We start from the raw sequence: 19,257 nt of genomic DNA on the forward strand, positions 1-19,257 counted from the left end.
TAACCGTGTCCGCCCGCTTGCTCGTCATCGGTGGAGCTGAGCGGCACAGTCCGGGCGGTACGTCCATCCTGCGGCGCTTCGTCGAGCTGGCCGGGGGAGCGGACGCCGACATCGTGGTGATCGCCACCGCGAGCGGCGAACCGGCCGTGCTCGAAGCCGAGTACGCGACCCTGTTCACCCGCTTCGGCGCACGCCGGGCCCGGGGCCTGCGCATCGCCACCCGGGCCCAGGCAAACGACCCCGCCGTCGTGCACGCCCTCGCACCGGCGACGGGGGTCTTCTTCACCGGCGGGGACCAGCAGCGGATCACCAGCGTGCTCGGCGGGACGCTGACCGACTCGGCCCTGCAGACGCTCGTGCGCACCGGAACGATCGTCCTCGGCGGCACCAGCGCGGGCGCCGCGATGATGTCCGGCACGATGATCCTCGGTGGCGCCGCGCCCGGCATCGGGCGGGCCAGCGTACGCACGGGCCCGGGCCTGGAATTCCTGCCCGGGGTCCTCATCGACATGCACTTCGCCGAGCGGGGGCGGCTCAACCGGCTGCTCAGTGCCGTCGCGCTCTACCCGCACGAGCTGGGCCTGGGCATCGACGAGGACACCGCGATCCTGGCCGAGGACGACCGGTTCCAGGTGCTCGGCTCCGGCACGGTCACCGTCGTCGACGCCGGCTCCGCGGCCGACATCACGATCCCCGCCGACGGCCCGATCGGGCTGGCCGGTGCGCGGATCCACGTACTGACCGCCGGCAGCACTTTTGAGATGTCCGGACGTCGCCCCGCACTGGCAGGGGTCGCCGGAGAACGGGGACCAGCTTCATGAAGATCCTTAGCCTGCGCCGGCTGCGCGGCCCGAACGTCCACCTGTCCCGCCCGGCGATGGTGGTACGCCTCCGGCTCGACGAACTGACCGGGGTGGAGACCAGCGACATCACCGGGTTCGCCGAGCGGTTGCTGCGGGCCCTGCCCGGGCTCACCGAGCACCATTGTGCGGCGGGGGCGCCGGGCGGCTTCGTCAGCCGGATGCGCGGCGGTACCTACTTCGGGCATGTCACCGAGCACGTGACCCTCGAGCTGTCGCAGCGGATCGGGCGGGATGTCAGCTTCGGGCGTACGGTGTCGGGCCCGGAGCCGGGCGTCTACGACCTGATCATCGAGTGCCCGGTCGACGAGTCGCCCGAGTCGGAGCTGCCCGCGCAGCTGCTCGACGCCGCGATCGACCTGGTCACGACCGTCGCGGGTGGCGGCACGGTCACCGGCCCCGAGCTGGAGCAGCGCCTCGCCGTGCTCAGCGAGCTGGCGGAGCGGTCGGACACCGGGCCCAGCACCCGCTCGATCATCGCCGCGGCCCGGCGCCGGGGCATCCCCGTCGAGCGCTACGACGACCTCAGCCTGCTGCGGCTGGGCTGGGGCACCCGACGCCGGCTCGCCTGGGCGGCGATGACCGACCGGACCAGTGGCGTCGGGATCGACGTGGCCGGGGACAAGCAGGTCACCCGGCGGTTGCTGGCCGACGCGGGCATCCCGGTCGCGCCCGGTGGTGCGGCGTCGCGGGTCGAGGACGCCGTGCGGCTGATGACCGAGTTGGGCGGGGCCGTTGTGGTCAAGCCCCGGCACGGGCGGCAGGGCGAGAACGTCGCGCTGAATGTGCGTACGGGTGACGAGCTCGCCCTCGCCTTCACGGCCGCGGGCTGCGACGTGGTGGTCGAACGGCAGCTTCCCGGCTGCGACTACCGCGTACTCGTGGTGGCGGGCGAGGTCGTGGCGGCCGCCGAGCGCATCCCCGCGCACGTGGTCGGCGACGGCGAGAGCACGATCGAGCAGCTCGTGGCGGCGACCAACGCCGACCCGCGCCGCGGTACCGGGCACTCGCGGATGCTGACCCGGATCACGCTCGACGACACCGCGGGCAAGGTCCTGCGCGGCCAGGGCCTCGAACTGGGCAGCGTCCCCGGCGCCGGGGAGAAGGCCTGGCTGCGGGACAACGCCAACCTGTCGACCGGCGGAACCGGCCACGACGTGACCGACCGGGTGCACCCCGACGTCGCGCGGATCTGCCTGCGGGTCGCCGCCGTGGTCGGCCTGGACATCGCCGGCATCGACCTGCGGCTGCCGGACATCGCCGCGCCGGTCGCGCCGCCCGGCGACCCGGACGAGATCACCGCCGGGGTCATCGAGGTCAACGCGGTGCCCGGTCTGCGCATGCATCTTTCCCCCGTACGCGGGCGCGCGCGAGACGTCGGCGACGCGATCGTCCGCGCGATGTTCCCCGGTGGCTCCGACGGGCGCATCCCCACGATGAGCGTCACCGGCACCAACGGGAAGACCTCGGTGGCCCGGATGGCGGCGTTCATGCTGGCCGGCGACGGGCTGCGGGTCGGCCTGACCACCACCGACGGCGTCAGCATCGACGGGCGCACGGTGTTCCGCGGCGACGCGACCGGCCCCCGCTCGGCGCAGATGGTGCTCGGCGACCCGGCGGTGCAGGCGGCGGTGCTGGAGACCGCGCGGGGCGGGCTGCTGCGCCGTGGCCTCGGCTACGACCGGACGGATGTCGGCGTGCTCACCAACATCACCGTCGACCACCTCGGCCAGGACGGCATGAGCTCCATCGAGGACATCGCGCACGTCAAGGCCCTGGTCGCCGAGCGGGTCCGGGACGGCGGCACGCTCGTGCTCAACGCGGACGACCCGTGGGTGCGCAGCCTGGCCGAGAGCCCCCGGGTACGCGCTGACCGGAAACGACTGGTCTGGTTCGGCACCGACGCGCAGCAGCCGGTGGTCGCGGCGCACCTGGCCGGGGGTGGTACGGCGTACGTGCTGCAGGACGGCTGGCTCGTGCAGGCGACGGGAGCACGGCGTACGCAACTGTTGCGGGTCGCCGAGGTGCCCGGGGCGTTCGGGGGCGCGGCGCCGTACGCGGCTGTCAACGCCCTCGCGGCGATCGCGGCGGCCCGCGCGCTGGGTGCCCCGGCCGGCGTGATCGCCGAGCGGCTGGCCGAGTTCGAGCCGCGGGTGCACAACCCCGGGCGCGGCACGGTGCTGCGGCTCGCCGGGGTCACGCTCTTCGTCGACTATGCGCACAATCCGGCGGCGCTGGCGGCGGTGCTGCGTACGCTGCACCGCCTCTACGGCCCGGACCGGTGTACGGCCCTGGTGACGCTGCCCGGTGACCGGCGCGACGATCTGCTCGCCGCCAGCGCCCAGGTCGTCGCCGACGGCGTGACCCGGGCGGTCCTCTACGACGACGAGGATCTGCGCGGTCGCGAGCCGGGCGAGGTGAGCGCGCTCGTGGAACGGGAGATGCGGGCCCGCCGGCCGGGGCTGCGGTCGGTGCGCGCCGCCGGTTACCGGGCGGCCGTCGGGGAGGCGATGGCGATGGCATCGCCGGGTGACGTCGTGCTCGTGCTCTACGAGAGCCTTACGCCGATGCTCCACCATCTGGAGTCCCTGGGAGCGGTCCCAGTTGATGCGGCTCCGGTGGTTCTGCCCGGGTTGCACCCCGCGCCGGTACGCCGCGAGCGTTCCCTTACGGGTGAATTACCCCATCGGTGAGTCACGATGAGCAACAAAGCATGATCGGCGTGCTCAATTCACCTGATCGGGTGGGGTCCCGCAGGTCATAACCCTGCGGCAAGCAACAGTACGCGCGTACGTGAAGATCGCTCAGTTCTCACTGGAGGGTGACGCACGCGTCGCTGCACGTGCAGATTCCCATGTAGATGCCCCATCGGGCGGGTGAAACCCGCAAGTACCGACGAAGCGGGCATACCTGTTTATCGGGTCTGTCTATACAGCTCTGACCAGGCACTTTACCCGGACGCGCCGACCCGCACGGGTGGCGCACGGCAGGAAACGGACGGTGACCATCTGCAGGTCATCCTGCACGCAGGGAGTCGTGACAGTGACCGAACGTCGGCTAACATCCCCGTCGTCGAAGGGGAATGCTCGGTCCAACGGCGGACCGAGGGACGCCCCGGCATCAGGACGCATGGCGGTGTGATCCCGATGTTTCATCCGATCGCGCATGTGGGGGCACATGAGCACGACGGACCTGCCCGGCTCGAGCCTGCTGGCCAACCGATACCGGTTGGTCGAGCGGCTCGGCGCCGGCGGGATGTCAGTGGTGTGGCGAGGCTTCGACGAGGTCCTCGGGCGGCAGGTGGCGGTCAAGGTGCTGCCCCCGTCGACGAGCGCCGACCCCTCGTTCCGGCGCCGGCTGCGCGCGGAGGCCCAGGCCGCTGCCCGGCTGAGCCATCCGCACATCACCAATGTGTACGACTACGGCGAGGCGACCACCGTCGACGGTGAGCCGGTGCCGTACGTCGTCATGGAGCTGGTCGACGGCGAATCGCTCGCCGCCGTCCTGGCCCGGTCGCGGCGCCTGCCCTGGCCGGCCGCCGTCCGCATCGCCGCCGAGGTCTCCGCGGCGCTGGCCGCCGCACACTCCCGGGGCATCGTGCACCGCGACGTGACCCCGGCGAACGTCATGCTCACCCCGTCCGGCGCCAAGGTCGTCGACTTCGGCATCTCGGCCCTGATCGGCGAGAACGACATCGACCCCGACGGCAGCCTGCTCGGCACCCCGGCCTATCTGGCCCCGGAACGCCTCGAGGGCGGCCAGGTCAGCCCGGCCACCGATGTGTACGCCGTCGGCCTGCTCGTCTACCGCACGCTGATCGGCCAGCTCCCCTGGGACGTCGGCACCACCACGGCCCTGCTGCGCGCCCACCAGTACACCGAGCCCGAGCCGTTGCCGCCGGTCGAGGGGCTGCCGGGCTCGGTAGCCACCCTGATCGCCCGCTGCCTGCAGAAGAGCCCCTCCGAGCGGCCCTCCAGCGCCGAGCTCGCCCACGTCCTGGGCACGGTGTCGGCGGGAGTGCCGGCCGCGCGCGCGTTCGTCCCGGATTGGACGGACAACGGCGAGGACACCACGATCCTGCCCTCGGCCCACCAGTACACCGAGGGAGTCAGGCAGGGCCGCCCCGGATATTCGCGGCTCGCCGACGCCGCGCCCGGCCGTGGCGTCGCGTCGGTGCCACCCGCGCCCGTGGCCGCCATGGAGGACGACGCTCCGATCTCCCCGGCTCCCGGCGCCGCACAGCCCGTGTCGGTCGCCGAGGTCGAGGCGGCGATGGGCAGCAACAACGCCGCCCCGACCAGCGCGCCGCCGATCGCACCGGCGCCTCGCGCGGCCCGCAACAGCCGCTTCGGCCCGGTGCCGCCTTCCCACGTCGCGCCCGCTGCCGCCGGTCCTGTCGCACCGGCCGGTTTCGATCAGGGTCGCTCGCGGTTCGCCCCGGCCCCGGAGATCGACGACGAGCCCAGCCCCGCGCTGCGCCCCGCGTTCAGTGGCATCCCGTCGCCTCGCGCCGAGAGCGCCCCGACGACGCTGGGGCCGGCCCCGGCGCCGCTGCTCGCGTCGCCCGGCAGGCCGGCATCCGCCGCGACCCCGGGCAGGTTCGGTGCCCTGGCACAGCGTCGGCGGCTCCTCGCGGTCGCCGGTGCGGTCGCCGGCGTCGGCATCCTCGCCTGGGCGTTCACGGCGGTCTCCGACGACGGTTCGAAGGGCATCGTGACGGGAGCGGTCGCCCCGGCGCCGGCCGCGGTCACCAGCAAGTGCGTGGTCAGCTACGCGGTCTGGTCGGACGACGGCGGCCGCTTCAAGGCGGCGGTGACAATCGCCAACCGCGACGTGAAGGCGATCGACAACTGGAAGCTGTGGTTCCTCATGCCGGGCGACCAGGTGGTCTCCGGCGGCGGCAGACTCCAGCTCGACCAGCAGGCCCGCGCGGTGACGGTGAGCTCCAGGACGGCGCTGAACCCGCAGGCCAACACGACCATGGAGGTCAGCGGCCGCTACAAGCTCAGCAACGCCGCGCCGATGGTGTTCGAGCTGGACGGCAAGCCGTGCGACACCTATGTGTCACCGAAGCCGGGGGAGCCGTCGCGGCCGGTCGAGCATCTGAGCAACGGCACCACCCGGCTCGGCCCGGTGCCGTCGCCGCAGACCCCGATCCCGGGCATCTCCATCGACCCGAGCGGCGTCGTGGTGCCGGTCCCGGTCCCGACGTCGCCCGGCGGCGGCCAGGACCCGGTGCCCACCACGACGAGCACGTCGTCGGCGCCGACCGACACCGACAACGGGGGCGGCACCGACCCCGACGGCTCGAACGGCGGCGACGGTGACGGGGACGGCGACCAGGGCACGCTGGCTCCCTCCCCGCCGGCGCCTTCCGTCCCGCCCTCCCAGCCGGTGACAACAGGCGGTGAGGGAAGCCCGAGCGTGGCGCCTCCGTCGGCCGTCAACACCGACACCGACAACGCGGACTCCGACGACGCCGACTCGGACACGCCCGGCGCGACCGGCTGAGCGATCACCAGGTAGGACGGCCGATCGGACTTGCGGCCGGTCGTCCTGTCCGCGCGTTACAGTCGGAAGTGTTCCCGCGGGTCTTGTCTATCCCAGTGCGGACGCGCTGCCCGAGCCGACCCCGAGTGGCCGCCTGACGAGATGCCCGCCGAAAACGGTGCGAACCGTCCCGGCGTGGCCTGCGGGCCCAGCTGATGCCCGTGCGCATGATGTTGATACCGGTCTGCAACCTGAGCGGTTCCGGTCCGCACCGCCGCGAGCGTTAGCTGGAACCAGAGCAAGTGGTCGCACATCGGGGAGTTTCACATGATCAGCACTGTGCAGGAGCTGGCCGCGGAGGCGTTGTTCGTCTCCGACCTGCAGCCGTCCGAGTGTCCCAGCAGCGAGACGGTCGAGGAGACCGTGACCGCGATGATCCTGCGGCACGGGAGTGACGGCTGTGCCGCCTCCGTCGCCGAGGAGTTCGGGCACCATCCGGAGGTCGCGGTCCGCCGGATGAACTGGGTCCGCACCGAGCTGCGCAGCGCCGCGGCGGCCCAGCGCCGCCCGCACTATGCCAGCTGAGCCGGATCAGCGGAGCGGGCTCGCACGTTCTACGCCCTCGCAGCCCGGTTTGGGGCCTGTTTCCGCAGGTCAGGGCGGGCAGAATCGTAACTGAGTCTTTTTCGCAAAAAACTCCGTAAAAGCAACCGAGTTCGGTCGCCCCTGCACCCGGCGGCCGCAAATGTCTTCCTCAGCGGCCGGTTCATTCGCCGGCCGCAGCGAGCGAGGAGGACTCCGTGACTGCCACGACCGAACTCCCCGCCCCCATCGGCATTCACCACGATGCGCCGTCCGCGCGCGACATCGAGGACCTCGTCCGCGAACACATGCCGATGGTGGGCCACCTGGTCCGGGAACTGCTCAACCGCGTACCAGGCCATGTCCACTCCGACGACCTGTCGTCGGCGGGATTCGCAGCGCTCCTCGGTGCCGCACGCAATTTCGACGTGAGCCGGGGGATTCCCTTCCACCGGTTCGCGGCGGTGCGGATCCGTGGTGCGTTGCTCGACGAGTTGCGCGGTCAGGACTGGGCGAGCAGATCCGTGCGCGCACGGGCTCGCAAGACCGCGCAGGCGCGCCAGGAGCTGACCGCAGCCCTGGGCCGGACGCCGAGTGAGGCCGAAGTAGCCGAGATGCTCGGCATCGGCGTCGCCGAGCTCGCGTCGGTCGAGGACGACGTGCAGAAGGCGGCCCTGCTCAGTTTGCAGGGCTTCCCGACCGGCGCGGCCGAGGAGATGGTGCCCGAGCTCTCCGAGGGGCCCGAGGACCTGTTGATCAAACGGGAGCGGCTCGGCTATCTGCATCAGGCCATCCAGGCGCTGCCCGAGCGGCTGCGGCTGGTGGTCACCCAGTCGTTCCTGCAGGAGCAGCCGCTCAGCGAGGTGGCCGCCGAACTGGGTGTCACCGAGTCACGGATCTCGCAACTGCGGACCGAGGCGTTGCGGCTGCTGCGCGAGGGGCTGAACAGCTCCCTGGCGCCGGAGTTGCTGACGGTGGCGGCGGGCGGGCCGCGTACGCGTAAGGGTTGTCAGCATCGCCGCCGCAACGAGTATTTCGCCCGGGTCGCGGAGCAGGGCAACCTGCGGACCCGGCTGGCACTGACCGACGAGCACGGCGTGCCGATCGCATTCGCGGCGTAAGGGCACTGTTTCCTGGGGAAGGGAAACAGCGTGGGCAGGTCCGGACTCCGGGCCTGCCCTTCCTGCTGTCAGGCAGCCAGTTTTTCCACAGTACGGCCGGGGAGTACGCAGAGCGGGTCCAGGGCCGCTGCCACCGCGCGGATGTCCGGGCCGACCGCGCTCGCCAGCATTCCCGGGCCGGCCAGCGGCATCAGGACGGCGTCGCCACCGAGCAGTGCGGCCCGCGGCAACGAGGGTCCGGCGAGTACGACCGTGCCGGCCGCGCGGCCGCCGCCGAGCACCGCGGGGCCGGACCAGCCCGGGGCTGACGGGCCGATTGCGAGCTCGTGGCGGTAGAGGGCTCTGCCGGCGTACCGGATCAGGACCTCGGTCTTGACCGTGCCGGACGTCTCCGCGTGTCGGCCGCAGACGATGTCGTCGCGCCAGATCAGGGTGCCGCCCCGCTCGACGGTCACCTCGGTGGCCGCGAGATGGTGGCAGCCGGCCGCGGCGATCAGCGGTTCCGGTGCCCAGAGCAGCGTGCCGCCCGCTGCGACCGTGGCGCGCACAGCGAGCCGTGATGCCGGCAGTTCGAGGCGGCCGGGGAGGGCGAGCTGGGCGGCCACACTGCGCACGGTCAGCCGCGCCCCCGGTCCCACCTCGATGTCGAGCCGCAGGTCGTCACCGCGCAGCGGACCGGCCGCACCCCCGACCAGGTGCACAGTGAGGTCGCCCCCGCCGCGCCGGCCGGTGCGGCGCAGCAGCAGCGGGGACTCCCCACGCAGCACGGACGGCCGGGTTCCGCCCCGGCCGTCCGATTCCGCAACGATGTGCGCGCTTGCCTTCACGTGTTTATGCGGGAACGCGGTCGGCCACGAGCGCGCGGATCCAGTCCGCGACCGCCGTGGCGTTGCGGTCCTCGGTCAGCGACTGGAACACCGTGGGCAGCTCGCCGCGGCGCGCACGGGCGTCGCGGTCCATCACCGACAGGTCCGCGCCGACCATCGGGGCGAGGTCGGTCTTGTTGATGACGAGCAGGTCGGCGGTGGTGACGCCGGGGCCGCCCTTGCGGGGCACCTTGTCGCCGCCGGCCACGTCCACGACGAAGATCTGCTTGTCGATCAGGCCCTTGCTGAACGTCGCGGTCAGGTTGTCGCCGCCGCTCTCGACCAGCACGAGGTCCAGCGGGCCGAGCGCCTCCTCGAGATCCTCGACCGCGTCGAGGTTCGCCGAGATGTCGTCGCGGATCGCGGTGTGCGGGCAGCAGCCGGTCTCGACCGCTCGGATGCGGTCGGCCGGCAGGACGCCGTTGCGCAGCAGGAAGTCGGCGTCCTCGGTGGTGTAGATGTCGTTGGTCACGACGGCGAGCCGCAGCTCCTCGCCGAGCGAGCGGCACAGCGCCGCGACCAGCGCGGTCTTGCCGGAACCGACCGGGCCGCCGATGCCGATGCGCAGCGCGCGCGGCCCGGTGCCGAGCGGCGCGTGCGGGTCGACGTCCGAGTCGGGATGGGTGTGCGGAACTTCCTCGGGGTCGTGCGCGTGACCGTCGGAAGAGTGTTCAGGATGCAAAGAGACGCACCTCCCAGGTGGCGTGGAGCTCGGCGCCGATGTCGAGCAGGGGTGCTCCCGCGGCCGGCAGGTCGTCGACCGGGTCGCCGATCCGGGACGCGGCGTCGGCCGCGATCCGGTCGCATTCGGGGGCGAGGCGCGCGATGAGCGCGTGTACCTCGTAGGGGTCCAGGCCGAGCAGCCGGACCGCGGCGCTGGCCGGGCCGGTCACCGTGCCGTGGGCGGCCGCCACCGCGGCTTCCAGCGGTCCCAGGCCGGCGGCGTTCGCGAGCGCGCCGAGCGCGACCGGGTGGTGCGGGTCGCGGCCGATGGTCGCCACCGGCCACATCGCGCGCCCGGCCCGCAGCAGTGCCCGTCCCTGTGCTCGCGAGGCCTTCCGCAGCGCGGGCGACGGCGTGCGGGCGTCCATCCCCGCGTCGAGCTCTCTGAAAGCCGCAGGCTGGGCGCAGGAACAGGCTGCGAAGACGGCGGCGACCAGCCCGGACGTGACGAGCCGGCCGAGCAGGAACTCGCCGACCGATGTCACGTCGTGGACGCGACCGGCGGCGACCTGCGCCTCCAGGCCCCCGGAGTGCGCGTGCCCGCCGGACGGCAGGCGCCCGTCACCGAGGACGAGGAGGGTGGCCAGGGACATCAGAACAGGTGGTAGCGCTGGGCCATGGGCAGCTCGGTCACCGGGTCGGGCTCGACGACCTCGCCGTCGATGCGGACGATGAAGCTGTCCGGCTCGACCTCGATGCGCGGGGTCGCGTCGTTGAGCGGCATGTCCGCCTTGCCGACGCCGCGCGTGTTCTCCACGGGGACGAGGGCGCGCTTGACCCCGATCCGGTCGCCGAGCAGCGCGTCGATCGCGGCCGGGGCTACGAACGCCAGGGAGGTCGCCGCGGGGACCACGCCGTACGCGCCGAACATCGGGCGCGGCAGCATCGGCTGGGGCGTCGGGATGGAGGCGTTCGCGTCACCCATCTGCGCGGACGCGATCATGCCGCCCTTGATCACCAGCGCCGGGCGTACGCCGAAGAACACCGGGTCCCAGAGCACCAGGTCCGCGAGCTTGCCGGGTTCGACCGAGCCGATCTGCCCGGACATGCCGTGCGCGATGGCCGGGTTGATCGTGTACTTGGCGACGTACCTGCGGGCTCTGAGGTTGTCAGCCGGACCGTCACCGGGCAGCGCGCCCCGCCGGGCCTTCATCACGTGGGCGGTCTGCCAGGTGCGCATGATGACCTCGCCGACGCGACCCATGGCCTGCGAGTCGGAGCCGATCATCGAGATCGCGCCGAGGTCGTGCAGCAGGTCCTCGGCCGCCATCGTGGACGGCCGGATGCGGCTCTCGGCGAACGCGAGGTCCTCGGGCACCGCGGAGTTCAGGTGGTGGCAGACCATCAGCATGTCGAGGTGCTCGCTGAGGGTGTTGCGGGTGTACGGCCGGGTCGGATTCGTCGACGACGGCAGCACGTTCGGCAGTGACGCGACGGTGATGATGTCCGGTGCGTGCCCGCCGCCGGCGCCCTCCGTGTGGTACGCGTGGATCGACCGCCCGGCGATCGCCGCGATCGTCTCCTCGACGAAGCCCGCCTCGTTCAGCGTGTCGGTGTGGATGGCGACCTGCACGCCGGAGGTCTCCGCGACCCGCAGCGCGGCGTCGATGACCGCGGGCGTCGTGCCCCAGTCCTCGTGCAGCTTGAAACCGCCGGCCCCGCCGCGCAGCTGTTCCCACATCGACTCTTCGCTCATCGTGTTGCCCTTGCCGAGCAGCAGCACGTTGATCGGCCAGTGGTCGAGCGACTCGAGCATCCGGGCCAGGTGCCAGGCGTTCGGCGTGACCGTGGTGGCCTTGGTGCCCTCGGCCGGGCCGGTGCCGCCGCCGATGATCGTGGTGATGCCGCTGGCCAGCGCGGTGTCCAGGATGGTCGGGCTGATCAGGTGCACGTGGCTGTCGATCGCGCCCGCGGTGAGGATCTTGCCGTTGCCGGCGATGATCTCGGTGCCGCCACCGATGACCAGGCCGGGGGTGACCCCGTCCATGGTGTCCGGGTTGCCGGCCTTGCCGAGGGCGACGATGCGCCCGTCGCGGATGCCGACGTCGGCCTTGATGACACCCCAGTGGTCGAGGATCGTGGCGCCGGTGATGACGGTGTCCGGGGTGCCCTCGGCGCGGGTCGCGCGGGACTGTCCCATCGACTCGCGGATGACCTTGCCGCCGCCGAACACGACCTCGTCGCCGGGGGTCGGGCCGGCGCTGCGGTCCTCTTCGATCTCGATCAGCAGGTTGGTGTCGGCGAGCCGGATCCGGTCACCGGCGGTGGGTCCGTAGAGGGCGGCGTACCGGCCGCGGTCCAATGTGCTCACCGGGTGCTCCCGTTCTCGGGCAGTTCCTCGACGACGCCGCTGTCCTCTTTCGGGGGCGCAACCGGGTCGAGTGGTCCGCCGGCCAGGCCACGCAGACCGGGCACGACGCGGTTGCCGGTGAACGGCACGAGCGTCACGTCGCGGGGCATGCCGGGTTCGAAACGCACCGACGTGCCGGCGGGGACGGCGAGGCGGTGGCCCCACGCGGCGTCACGGTCGAAGTCGAGGGCCGCGTTGGACTCGGCGAAGTGGTAGTGCGAGCCGACCTGCACCGGGCGGTCACCCGTGTTGCGTACGGTCAGATCGAGCACGGGCCGTCCGGCATTGATCTCGATGTCGCCCTCGCCGAGGATGACCTCACCCGGAACGAAACCGGTCATCTCACCCGGAACGGAGCCGGTCATGAGATCGGCCCGTGTACGGTGACCAGCTTGGTGCCGTCGGGGAACGTCGCCTCGATCTGCACCTCGACCAGCATCTCCGGCACGCCGTCCATGACGTCGGCGCGGGTGAGCACGCGCCGCCCGGCGTCCATCAGCTCGACGACCGTGCGCCCGTCGCGGGCACCTTCGAGCAGGTAGGCGCTGATGATCGCGACCGCCTCGGGATAGTTGAGGCGCAGGCCCCGGTCCCGCCGCTTCCGGGCGACGTCCGCCGCGACATGGATGAGCAGCCGTTCCTGCTCATGCTGGCTGAGGAACAAACCAACCTCCCCTGATCGCGAGCGATGCTTGCAGCTCCACGTTTCCGACGTGTTACCCAGCGTCAGCAGTACATTTTGATCATTTCACGGGTACGCGCTCCGCACGGGCCGGAAACGCCGTCCGTGAGCAACCGGGCGAATGTGGTGCCCCGGAACTCCCCGAGGGGTCAGAATCGATGCCGGGCTATGTACGTTTGCTCCCGTGACAGCTCCGATTCCCGCCCCTCGCGGGCTGCCCGTCGTCGGCAACGCGCTGCAGGTCCCCGTCACCGGCGGGCACCAGTTCTTCGCTGATCTGGCCGCCGCCCACCCCGAGGGCATCTTCAAGCTCAACCTCGCCGGCCGGCACGTCGTGATGGTCTACGACCCCGACCTGGTCGCCGAGGTCAGCGACGAGAGCCGGTTCCACAAGCCGATCGACCCGCCGCTCGCCCACGTGCGCGACTTCGCCGGCGACGGGCTGTTCACCGCGCACGACGGCGAGGAGAGCTGGGGCCAGGCGCACCGGATCCTGCTGCCCGCGTTCAGCCAGCGGTCCATGAAGGCCTACTTCCCGCAGATGCTCGAGGTCGCCCAGGACCTGATCGCGCACTGGGAAACAAGAAGCGACGTCGATGTGACCGAGGACATGACCCGGCTCACGCTCGACACGATCGCGCTGACCGGGTTCGGGCATGCGTTCCACTCCTTCGAGCAGCCGGAGCTCCACCCGTTCCTGCAGTCCATGGGGCGTGCGCTGACCGAGGCGATGCACCGCACCCGGCAGCTGCCCGCGATCACCGGGCTCAAGCGCAAGGCGGACGCGGCGTACAGGGCTGACATCGCCCGGATGCACGACCTGGTCGACGAGGTCATCCGCTCCCGGCGCGCGTCGGGGGAGAAGGCCCAGGACCTGCTCGGGCTCATGCTGGAGGCGGCCGACCCGGTCAGCGGCGTACGGCTCACCGACGAGAACATCCGCAACCAGGTGCTCACGTTCCTCATCGCCGGCCACGAGACCACCAGCGGCACCCTCTCCTTCGCGCTGCACCTGCTGATGCGCAACCCGCACGTGCTCGCCCAGGCGTACGCCGAGGTCGACCGGATCCTGCCCGGCGACACCGTGCCCACCTACGAGACCGTGATGAAGCTCGACGTGATCCCGCGGATCCTCGACGAGGCGCTGCGGCTGCACTCGCCGATCACCGCGATCGGGCTGATGGCCAACCACGACACCGTGCTCGCCGGCAAGTACCACCTCGACGCCGGCCAGAAGGTCGCCGTGCTGCTGAAGCCGCTGCACGTCCACCCCGGCGCCTGGGAGAACCCCGGCGAGTTCGACATCGACCGGTGGCTGCCCGAGCGCAAGGCGGCGCGGCACCCGCACGCGTACAAGCCGTTCGGCAACGGCGAGCGGGCCTGTATCGGGCGCCAGTTCGCACTCACCGAGGCCCGGCTCGCGCTGGCGATGATCCTGCGGCGGTTCGCGATCTCCGACCCGCACGGTCACCAGCTCGCGATCAAGCAGACCCTCACGATCAAGCCCGACAACCTCACCCTGCGGGTGCGGCCACGCCAGGAGCACGAGCGGCTGTCGGTCGCCGCCACCGATGACGCGCCGGCTGCCGAGTCGGTCGAGGTCGAGGCCTCGGGGGTACGGCTGCACGTCGCGTACGGCTCCAACCTCGGCACCTCCGAGGACCTGGCCCAGCAACTCGCCGACCGCGCCCGGCGCTCCGGTTTCGACGTCACCGTGCAGACCCTCGACGACCTCGCCGACGATCTCCCCACGGAAGGCCTGCTCGCCGTCGTCACGTCCAGTTACAACGGCAAGGCCCCGGACAACGCCCAGCGCTTCGACGAGCTCGACATCCCGGCGGGCACGCTGACCGGCGTCCGGTACGCCGTCCTCGGCAACGGCAACACCCAGTGGACCACCTACCAGGCGTTCCCGAGCCGGGTCGACGCCGCGCTCGCCGCCGCCGGTGCGACCCCCATCGTGGCCCGCGGCGAGACCGACGCGGCCGGTGACTTCGACGGCATGGCCACCGCGTGGCTCGACGGGCTGTGGTCCGCGCTGGCCGCATCGTTCGGCGCGACCTCCGACGCAGCCCCGGTGACCTCGCGGTATTCAGTCGAGGTGCTCGGCGAGGATCAGGTGCGCCCCGCTGTTGTTTCCGCGCAGGCGTACCCGATCACGATCGTCTCGATCGACGAACTCACCCGGCCCTTCACCCTGCCTGCCGGGGTCGCTCGCCCCGGCGTCAAAGCCGTCACCGTACGGCTGCCCGGCGGCGTCACCTATGAAGCCGGCGACCACCTCGCGGTGTACGCCAAGAACCACCCGGAGCTCGTGGCGTGGGCGCTCGGCGTGCTGCGCGTGCCCCGCGACCGGGTGCTGCGCCTCGCCCAGGACGGCAACCGCCCGTCGTCGCTGCCGATCGGCGTCCCGGTGACCGCCGAGCTGCTGCTCACCGAGTTCGTCGAGCTCCAGGAGCCCGCGACACGCAGCCAGCTCGCCGTCCTCACCGCGCACACGGGCTGCCCGTGGACCACCGGCCAGCTTGCCGCCCTGACCCCGGAGGAGCTCCTCGAGAAGCGCGTCTCCGTGCTCGGCCTGCTCGAACGTTTCCCCGCCATCGAGCTGCCGTTCGGCGTGTTCCTGTCGCTGACCGGCACGATCCGGCCCCGCTTCTACTCGATCTCGTCGTCCCCGGCGGCCGACCCGTCACTGGCGACGCTGACCGTCGGACTGGTCGACGGGCCCGCGCTGGCAGGACAGGGCCGTTACCGCGGCATGTGCTCGCAATACCTGGCGCGCCTCACACCCGGGGACACCTTCTTCGGCCACGTACGCGTCCCCGCGCCGCCGTTCCGTCCGCCGGCTGACCCGCGTACCCCGATGATCCTGGTCGGTCCCGGCACCGGCGTCGCCCCCCTTCGCGGTTTCCTGCAGGACCGCGCGGCCGAGCCCGCGCGCGGCCGCGCGAAACTGTTCTACGGCTGCCGCCACCCCGACCACGACTTCCTCTACCGCGACGAGCTGCTGGCCTGGGAAGCGTCCGGAGTGGTCGACCTCCACCTGGCGTTCTCGGCGCAGGAGGACCATCCGCATCGCTATGTCCAGCACGCACTGGCGGCGGCGGGCGACGAGGTCTGGGAGCTGCTCGACCAGGGCGCCCACGTCTATGTCTGCGGCGACGGCGCGCGCATGGCTCCGGCCGTACGAGCAGAACTGTCCGATCTGTACACCCGCAAGACCGGCAGCACTCCCGCCCAGGCCGCGGAGTGGTTCCTGGCTCTGGAAGCGGCCGGCCGCTACCAGCAGGACGTCTTCGCCTGAGCCATCTCGTTCGAACGGGGCAGTGGGGGAGCGCCGGAACTGCGATATTGATCGCCATGTTCTCCCGCTCCCTGCCCGCGGCGCTGGCAGCCCTGGTCCTCGCGACCGTGCTGCCGGCGTCGCCCGCCCTCGCCGGTCCCCGCGACCAGCAGTGGTACCTCGACGCCCTGAACGTCCCCGCCGCCCAGCAGCTCAGCCGCGGTGCCGGCGTCACGATCGGGGTACTGACCAACGGCGTGCCGGCCGAGCATCCCGACCTCGCCGGGCAGGTCCTCCCGCTGATGCGCCTGAAGATCGCGTCCCACAAGTCCATGATCCCGGTCGCCGCGGACTGGCCGGTGCAGGATCCGGTATCCACCGGCGAGATCGGCCTGCTCGTCGCCCGCGGCGGCACGGGCCTGCTCGGCGTCGCACCGGAGGCGAAGGTGCAGCCGGTCATGTGCTCCAGCCTGCCCAAGGACCTCGACTTCTGCATGCACTGGATGGTCGACTCGGGCGTCGACGTCATCGACCTGGGCAGCACCTCGATGCTGGCCATCGGCACCGACTTCCGCACCTTCGACGGCTTCCGCTACGCCCTGGCCCACAACGTCGTGGTCGTGATGTCCTTGAAGGACGGCACCCAGATCCCCGCCGCCGACCGAGCCGGTGTCATCCTCGCCGGCGGCCTGGATAAGACCGGCAAACTCCCGGACGGCATCACCCCCGAAGCAGGCGTGACGGTACGAGCCCCCGCCGGCGACCCGGTCTGGAGCCCCCCGGCCAGCCAGGTCCTCACCCTCGACCCGACGGCGACCGGTGGCTACGGCAAGCAACTCCTTCTCGGCTCCGACCGGATCGCCGCGGCCCTCGTCGCCGGCGTGGTCGCCCTCGTGCGCGCCAAGGACCCCTCCCTGAACGCCCCGACCGTCATCGACCGCGTCGTCCGCAACACCACGGACCTCGGCGACCCCGGCCCCGACTTCACCAACGGCTACGGCCTGGTCAACGCCGTCCTGGCAGTCGGCACCACCGGCGCCGTCCTCACCGACAACCCCCTCGGCAACCCCGGCCCACCCACCCCGGGTCTCTATGCGGCCCGCCTATCTCATGCCGGTGATGGTCGCTAGCGCCGCTGTCCTGGTGCTGATCCTGCTCGCCGCCGGCCTCACCCTCTTCTTCGTCCTCCGCACCCGCCGTCGCGGTCGCATCTAGCCTTCGCCGCCATCGCATGTAGCCTCCGCGGCCGCCGCCGTATCAGCCGTCGCTCGGGCGAGTTTCGTAGGCGGAGCGACGCGCACAGTGACGCTGGGAAAAGAAAACTATCTCCTCGCAAAACGCGATGTTGTGCCGAACCTGAGGACCGCACAACTTATGCAGCGTTGAGACCCGCTCAATCGAACTTGTTCGAGCCGCTCGCGGTGAGGTGACGCTGAGAGATGAGGGAGTCACACGCTGGCGGGTCAGATCGGCTTGGAGAGGTGGTCCAGGGGGAGGGGGCCGCGGCTCTTGACCGTGCGGATGGCGAAGGTGCTGCGGGCGTCCACAATGGTGTCGATGATCAGGATCTGGTCGATCAGGATGCGCTCGTAGGCTGCCAGCGAGGGTGCGGCGACCTCGACCAGGAAGTCGGCGTTGCCCGAGATGATGTGGCAGGCGACCACGGCGGGGATGGCGATAAGGGCCGCCTCCACCTTTTGCGAGTTCTTCTGGGAGTGCCGTTCGACCTTGAGCTCGATGAAAATGGTCAGGTCGAGGCCGAGGCGTTCCCGGTCGAGTTCGGTGCGGTAGCCCGCGATGATCCCGGTCTCCTCCAGCGCGCGCAGCCGGCGCAGGCAGGCCGAGGGGGAGAGGCTGACCCGGGCGGCCAGATCGAGGTTGGAGATGCGCCCGTCGTCCTGCAAACATTCCAGGATCGCGATGTCGGTGTCGTCCATCGAACAACTTTATGCGAAATCATCGGCAAATGGCGAGCTGAAGTTGCGCTAGAGCCCTTCGCGGGGACCACATTTGCCATCGTGTGCGGCGCTGTTTTTGCCACGCTTGAACCATGTCAATCACCGCCTCACGGGGCGTCGCCCTCTACGTCGGCGCCCTGCTCGGCCCGGGCCTGCTGGTCCTTCCCGGCCTCGCCGCGGCCCAGGCCGGCCCCGCGTCGATCATCGCCTGGATCGGCCTGCTGCTACTCTCCGGCCTCATCGCCATCGTCTTCGCCACCCTGGGTGTCACCCGCCCCTCCGCCGGCGGCGTCGCCGAATACGCCCGCCTCGGCCTCGGCGACCGCGCCGCGCGAGCCGTCCGCTGGCTCTTCCTCGCCGGCATCACCACCGGCGCGCCCCTGGCCTGCTACATGGGCGCCGGCTACCTCGGCGGCACCCGCATCACCACCGCCATCGCCTCGGCGGTGCTGCTCCTGGTCGTCCTCGCGGTGACCCGGCACGGCGTGCGGACCTCCACCACGATGCAACTCGTCCTCGTCGGACTGCTGCTGGCGGTCATCCTGCTCGCTGTGGCCGGAGCGGCACCCCACTCCCGAGCCGCCAACTGGACCCCGTTCACCCCACACGGCTGGTCCTCGATCGGCCCGGCCGCCACGGTCCTGATGTTCTCGTTCGTCGGCTGGGAGGCAATCGCCTCGCTGACCGGCCGTTTCACGAACCCCCGCCGCGACCTGCCCCGCGTCATCGCCGTGGCCTTCGCCATCACCACAACCATCTACCTGGCGCTGGCGTATGTGACAGTGGCCGCCCTGGGCGACACCGCCGGCACAGCCACCCCGATCGCCGCCCTGCTGGAACTCGGCATCGGCGCAGCGGGCCCGGCCGTCGCCGCAGTCAGCGCGGTGATCCTCACCCTGGGCACGGTCAACGCCTACCTGACCGGCGGGATGCAGATGGTCGCCCGCCCCAACCGTTTCACCATTGCCATCCTGGTCACCGAAGCAGCCTTGCTCACCCTGCTCGGCACGGGCACCATCTCGACCACGGTCGCGGTAACCGTACCCACAGCCTGCTTCCTGCTGGTCTATCTGCTCTGCATGCTCTCCGCGATCCGCTCGCTGCCGGGCTTGACCCGCCCGGTAGCGGCCGTCGTCGCCGTAGCGGTCACGGTTGTGCTGAGCTTCGGCGGGTACGCGGTGGTGCCTGCGTTGCTCGTGACAGTTGCCGCCTTTGCCCTGCCGCTGAGGCCGATGTCCGCGCTGAGCAATGAGGTGCCGGTCGCAGAATCGGTCGACGCGGCCACCCGGCTGACGCCGTAGGGAGGACGGCGGTTCTGTGCCTCTGCGACCGGTGAAACGGT

At 71.4% G+C, this 19,257-nt stretch carries 15 protein-coding genes and 1 pseudogene; 9 read left to right on the forward strand and 7 right to left on the reverse strand.

The genetic code is table 11. The features are described 5' to 3' along the window. The first annotated feature begins 5 nt into the window (after positions 1-5). The 6 genes and pseudogenes from Ahu01nite_RS18850 (at position 6) to Ahu01nite_RS18870 (ending at position 8,053) form a co-directional block, all read left to right on the forward strand. Positions 6-821 carry a cyanophycinase gene (locus Ahu01nite_RS18850; protein ID WP_203837871.1) on the forward strand — a complete coding sequence of 272 codons (816 nt, stop codon included), beginning with the start codon at positions 6-8 and terminating at the stop codon, positions 819-821. Next, positions 818-3,553, forward strand: coding sequence for a cyanophycin synthetase (cphA, locus tag Ahu01nite_RS18855; protein ID WP_203837872.1), 2,736 nt, complete (start codon positions 818-820; stop codon positions 3,551-3,553). Before Ahu01nite_RS18850 ends, cphA begins: the two co-directional genes overlap by 4 nt. Before the next feature lie 484 nt (positions 3,554-4,037). Next, positions 4,038-4,943, forward strand: a pseudogene (locus Ahu01nite_RS50445) (serine/threonine-protein kinase); the annotation flags it as partial. 189 nt (positions 4,944-5,132) lie between these two features. Further along, entirely contained in the window at positions 5,133-6,371 is a 1,239-nt protein-coding gene (locus tag Ahu01nite_RS50450; RefSeq protein WP_239158961.1) for a cellulose binding domain-containing protein, read from the forward strand. 306 nt (positions 6,372-6,677) lie between these two features. Next, positions 6,678-6,935, forward strand: a complete 258-nt coding sequence (locus Ahu01nite_RS18865) for a hypothetical protein (RefSeq protein ID WP_203837873.1) — start codon at positions 6,678-6,680, stop codon at positions 6,933-6,935. A gap of 215 nt (positions 6,936-7,150) precedes the next feature. Beyond that, positions 7,151-8,053: a sigma-70 family RNA polymerase sigma factor gene (locus Ahu01nite_RS18870; RefSeq protein ID WP_203837874.1), complete on the forward strand. Its 903-nt coding sequence runs from the start codon at positions 7,151-7,153 to the stop codon at positions 8,051-8,053. A gap of 68 nt (positions 8,054-8,121) precedes the next feature. Here Ahu01nite_RS18870 and Ahu01nite_RS18875 read toward each other — a convergent pair whose 3' ends face one another. From Ahu01nite_RS18875 to Ahu01nite_RS18900, 6 genes are read right to left on the reverse strand one after another with little or no spacing between them, the layout of a single operon-like run. Continuing rightward, positions 8,122-8,880, reverse strand: a complete 759-nt coding sequence (locus Ahu01nite_RS18875; protein ID WP_203837875.1) for an urease accessory protein UreD — start codon at positions 8,878-8,880, stop codon at positions 8,122-8,124. Between the two features lie 4 nt (positions 8,881-8,884). Then, positions 8,885-9,601, reverse strand: coding sequence for an urease accessory protein UreG (gene ureG, locus Ahu01nite_RS18880; RefSeq protein WP_203837876.1), 717 nt, complete (start codon positions 9,599-9,601; stop codon positions 8,885-8,887). After that, positions 9,591-10,235 (reverse strand): urease accessory protein UreF, encoded by a 645-nt coding sequence (locus Ahu01nite_RS18885; RefSeq protein ID WP_203837877.1) that lies wholly within the window; start codon positions 10,233-10,235, stop codon positions 9,591-9,593. Before Ahu01nite_RS18885 ends, ureG begins: the two co-directional genes overlap by 11 nt. Continuing rightward, the gene (locus tag Ahu01nite_RS18890; protein WP_203837878.1) at positions 10,235-11,953 is read right to left on the reverse strand and encodes an urease subunit alpha; all 1,719 of its coding nucleotides are present in this window, start codon (positions 11,951-11,953) and stop codon (positions 10,235-10,237) included. Before Ahu01nite_RS18890 ends, Ahu01nite_RS18885 begins: the two co-directional genes overlap by 1 nt. Continuing rightward, entirely contained in the window at positions 11,950-12,357 is a 408-nt protein-coding gene (locus Ahu01nite_RS18895) for an urease subunit beta (RefSeq protein ID WP_239158956.1), read from the reverse strand. The genes Ahu01nite_RS18890 and Ahu01nite_RS18895 overlap by 4 nt, the downstream gene beginning before the upstream one ends. Then, the gene (locus Ahu01nite_RS18900; protein WP_203837879.1) at positions 12,354-12,656 is read right to left on the reverse strand and encodes an urease subunit gamma; all 303 of its coding nucleotides are present in this window, start codon (positions 12,654-12,656) and stop codon (positions 12,354-12,356) included. Before Ahu01nite_RS18900 ends, Ahu01nite_RS18895 begins: the two co-directional genes overlap by 4 nt. 202 nt (positions 12,657-12,858) lie before the next feature. On the opposite strand from Ahu01nite_RS18900, the gene Ahu01nite_RS18905 reads away from it, so the two are divergent. Together Ahu01nite_RS18905 and Ahu01nite_RS18910 are read left to right on the forward strand one after the other, a co-directional pair. Then, positions 12,859-15,978 (forward strand): bifunctional cytochrome P450/NADPH--P450 reductase, encoded by a 3,120-nt coding sequence (locus tag Ahu01nite_RS18905; protein WP_203837880.1) that lies wholly within the window; start codon positions 12,859-12,861, stop codon positions 15,976-15,978. A gap of 56 nt (positions 15,979-16,034) precedes the next feature. After that, positions 16,035-17,087: a S8 family serine peptidase gene (locus Ahu01nite_RS18910; protein WP_203837881.1), complete on the forward strand. Its 1,053-nt coding sequence runs from the start codon at positions 16,035-16,037 to the stop codon at positions 17,085-17,087. Between the two features lie 333 nt (positions 17,088-17,420). On the opposite strand, the gene Ahu01nite_RS18915 is transcribed toward Ahu01nite_RS18910, so the two are convergent. Further along, positions 17,421-17,894, reverse strand: coding sequence for an Lrp/AsnC family transcriptional regulator (locus Ahu01nite_RS18915; protein ID WP_203837882.1), 474 nt, complete (start codon positions 17,892-17,894; stop codon positions 17,421-17,423). A gap of 113 nt (positions 17,895-18,007) precedes the next feature. Here Ahu01nite_RS18915 and Ahu01nite_RS18920 point away from each other — a divergent pair, with 113 nt between their 5' ends. Further along, positions 18,008-19,216, forward strand: a complete 1,209-nt coding sequence (locus Ahu01nite_RS18920; protein WP_203837883.1) for an APC family permease — start codon at positions 18,008-18,010, stop codon at positions 19,214-19,216. The last annotated feature ends 41 nt before the right edge of the window (positions 19,217-19,257 follow it).

The organism is Winogradskya humida, from assembly GCF_016862215.1.
Classification (GTDB): domain Bacteria; phylum Actinomycetota; class Actinomycetes; order Mycobacteriales; family Micromonosporaceae; genus Actinoplanes; species Actinoplanes humidus.

What these genes read in the sequence shown, in the direction of transcription:
- cphA (WP_203837872.1), top strand. Translation starts at nt 818, where the DNA reads ATGAAGATCCTTAGCCTGCGCCGGCTGCGCGGCCCGAACGTCCACCTG.
- Ahu01nite_RS50450 (WP_239158961.1), top strand. Translation starts at nt 5,133, where the DNA reads ATGGGCAGCAACAACGCCGCCCCGACCAGCGCGCCGCCGATCGCACCG.
- Ahu01nite_RS18865 (WP_203837873.1), top strand. Translation starts at nt 6,678, where the DNA reads ATGATCAGCACTGTGCAGGAGCTGGCCGCGGAGGCGTTGTTCGTCTCC.
- Ahu01nite_RS18885 (WP_203837877.1), bottom strand. Translation starts at nt 10,235, where the DNA reads ATGTCCCTGGCCACCCTCCTCGTCCTCGGTGACGGGCGCCTGCCGTCC.
- Ahu01nite_RS18895 (WP_239158956.1), bottom strand. Translation starts at nt 12,357, where the DNA reads ATGACCGGCTCCGTTCCGGGTGAGATGACCGGTTTCGTTCCGGGTGAG.
- Ahu01nite_RS18910 (WP_203837881.1), top strand. Translation starts at nt 16,035, where the DNA reads ATGTTCTCCCGCTCCCTGCCCGCGGCGCTGGCAGCCCTGGTCCTCGCG.
- Ahu01nite_RS18915 (WP_203837882.1), bottom strand. Translation starts at nt 17,894, where the DNA reads ATGGACGACACCGACATCGCGATCCTGGAATGTTTGCAGGACGACGGG.
- Ahu01nite_RS18920 (WP_203837883.1), top strand. Translation starts at nt 18,008, where the DNA reads ATGTCAATCACCGCCTCACGGGGCGTCGCCCTCTACGTCGGCGCCCTG.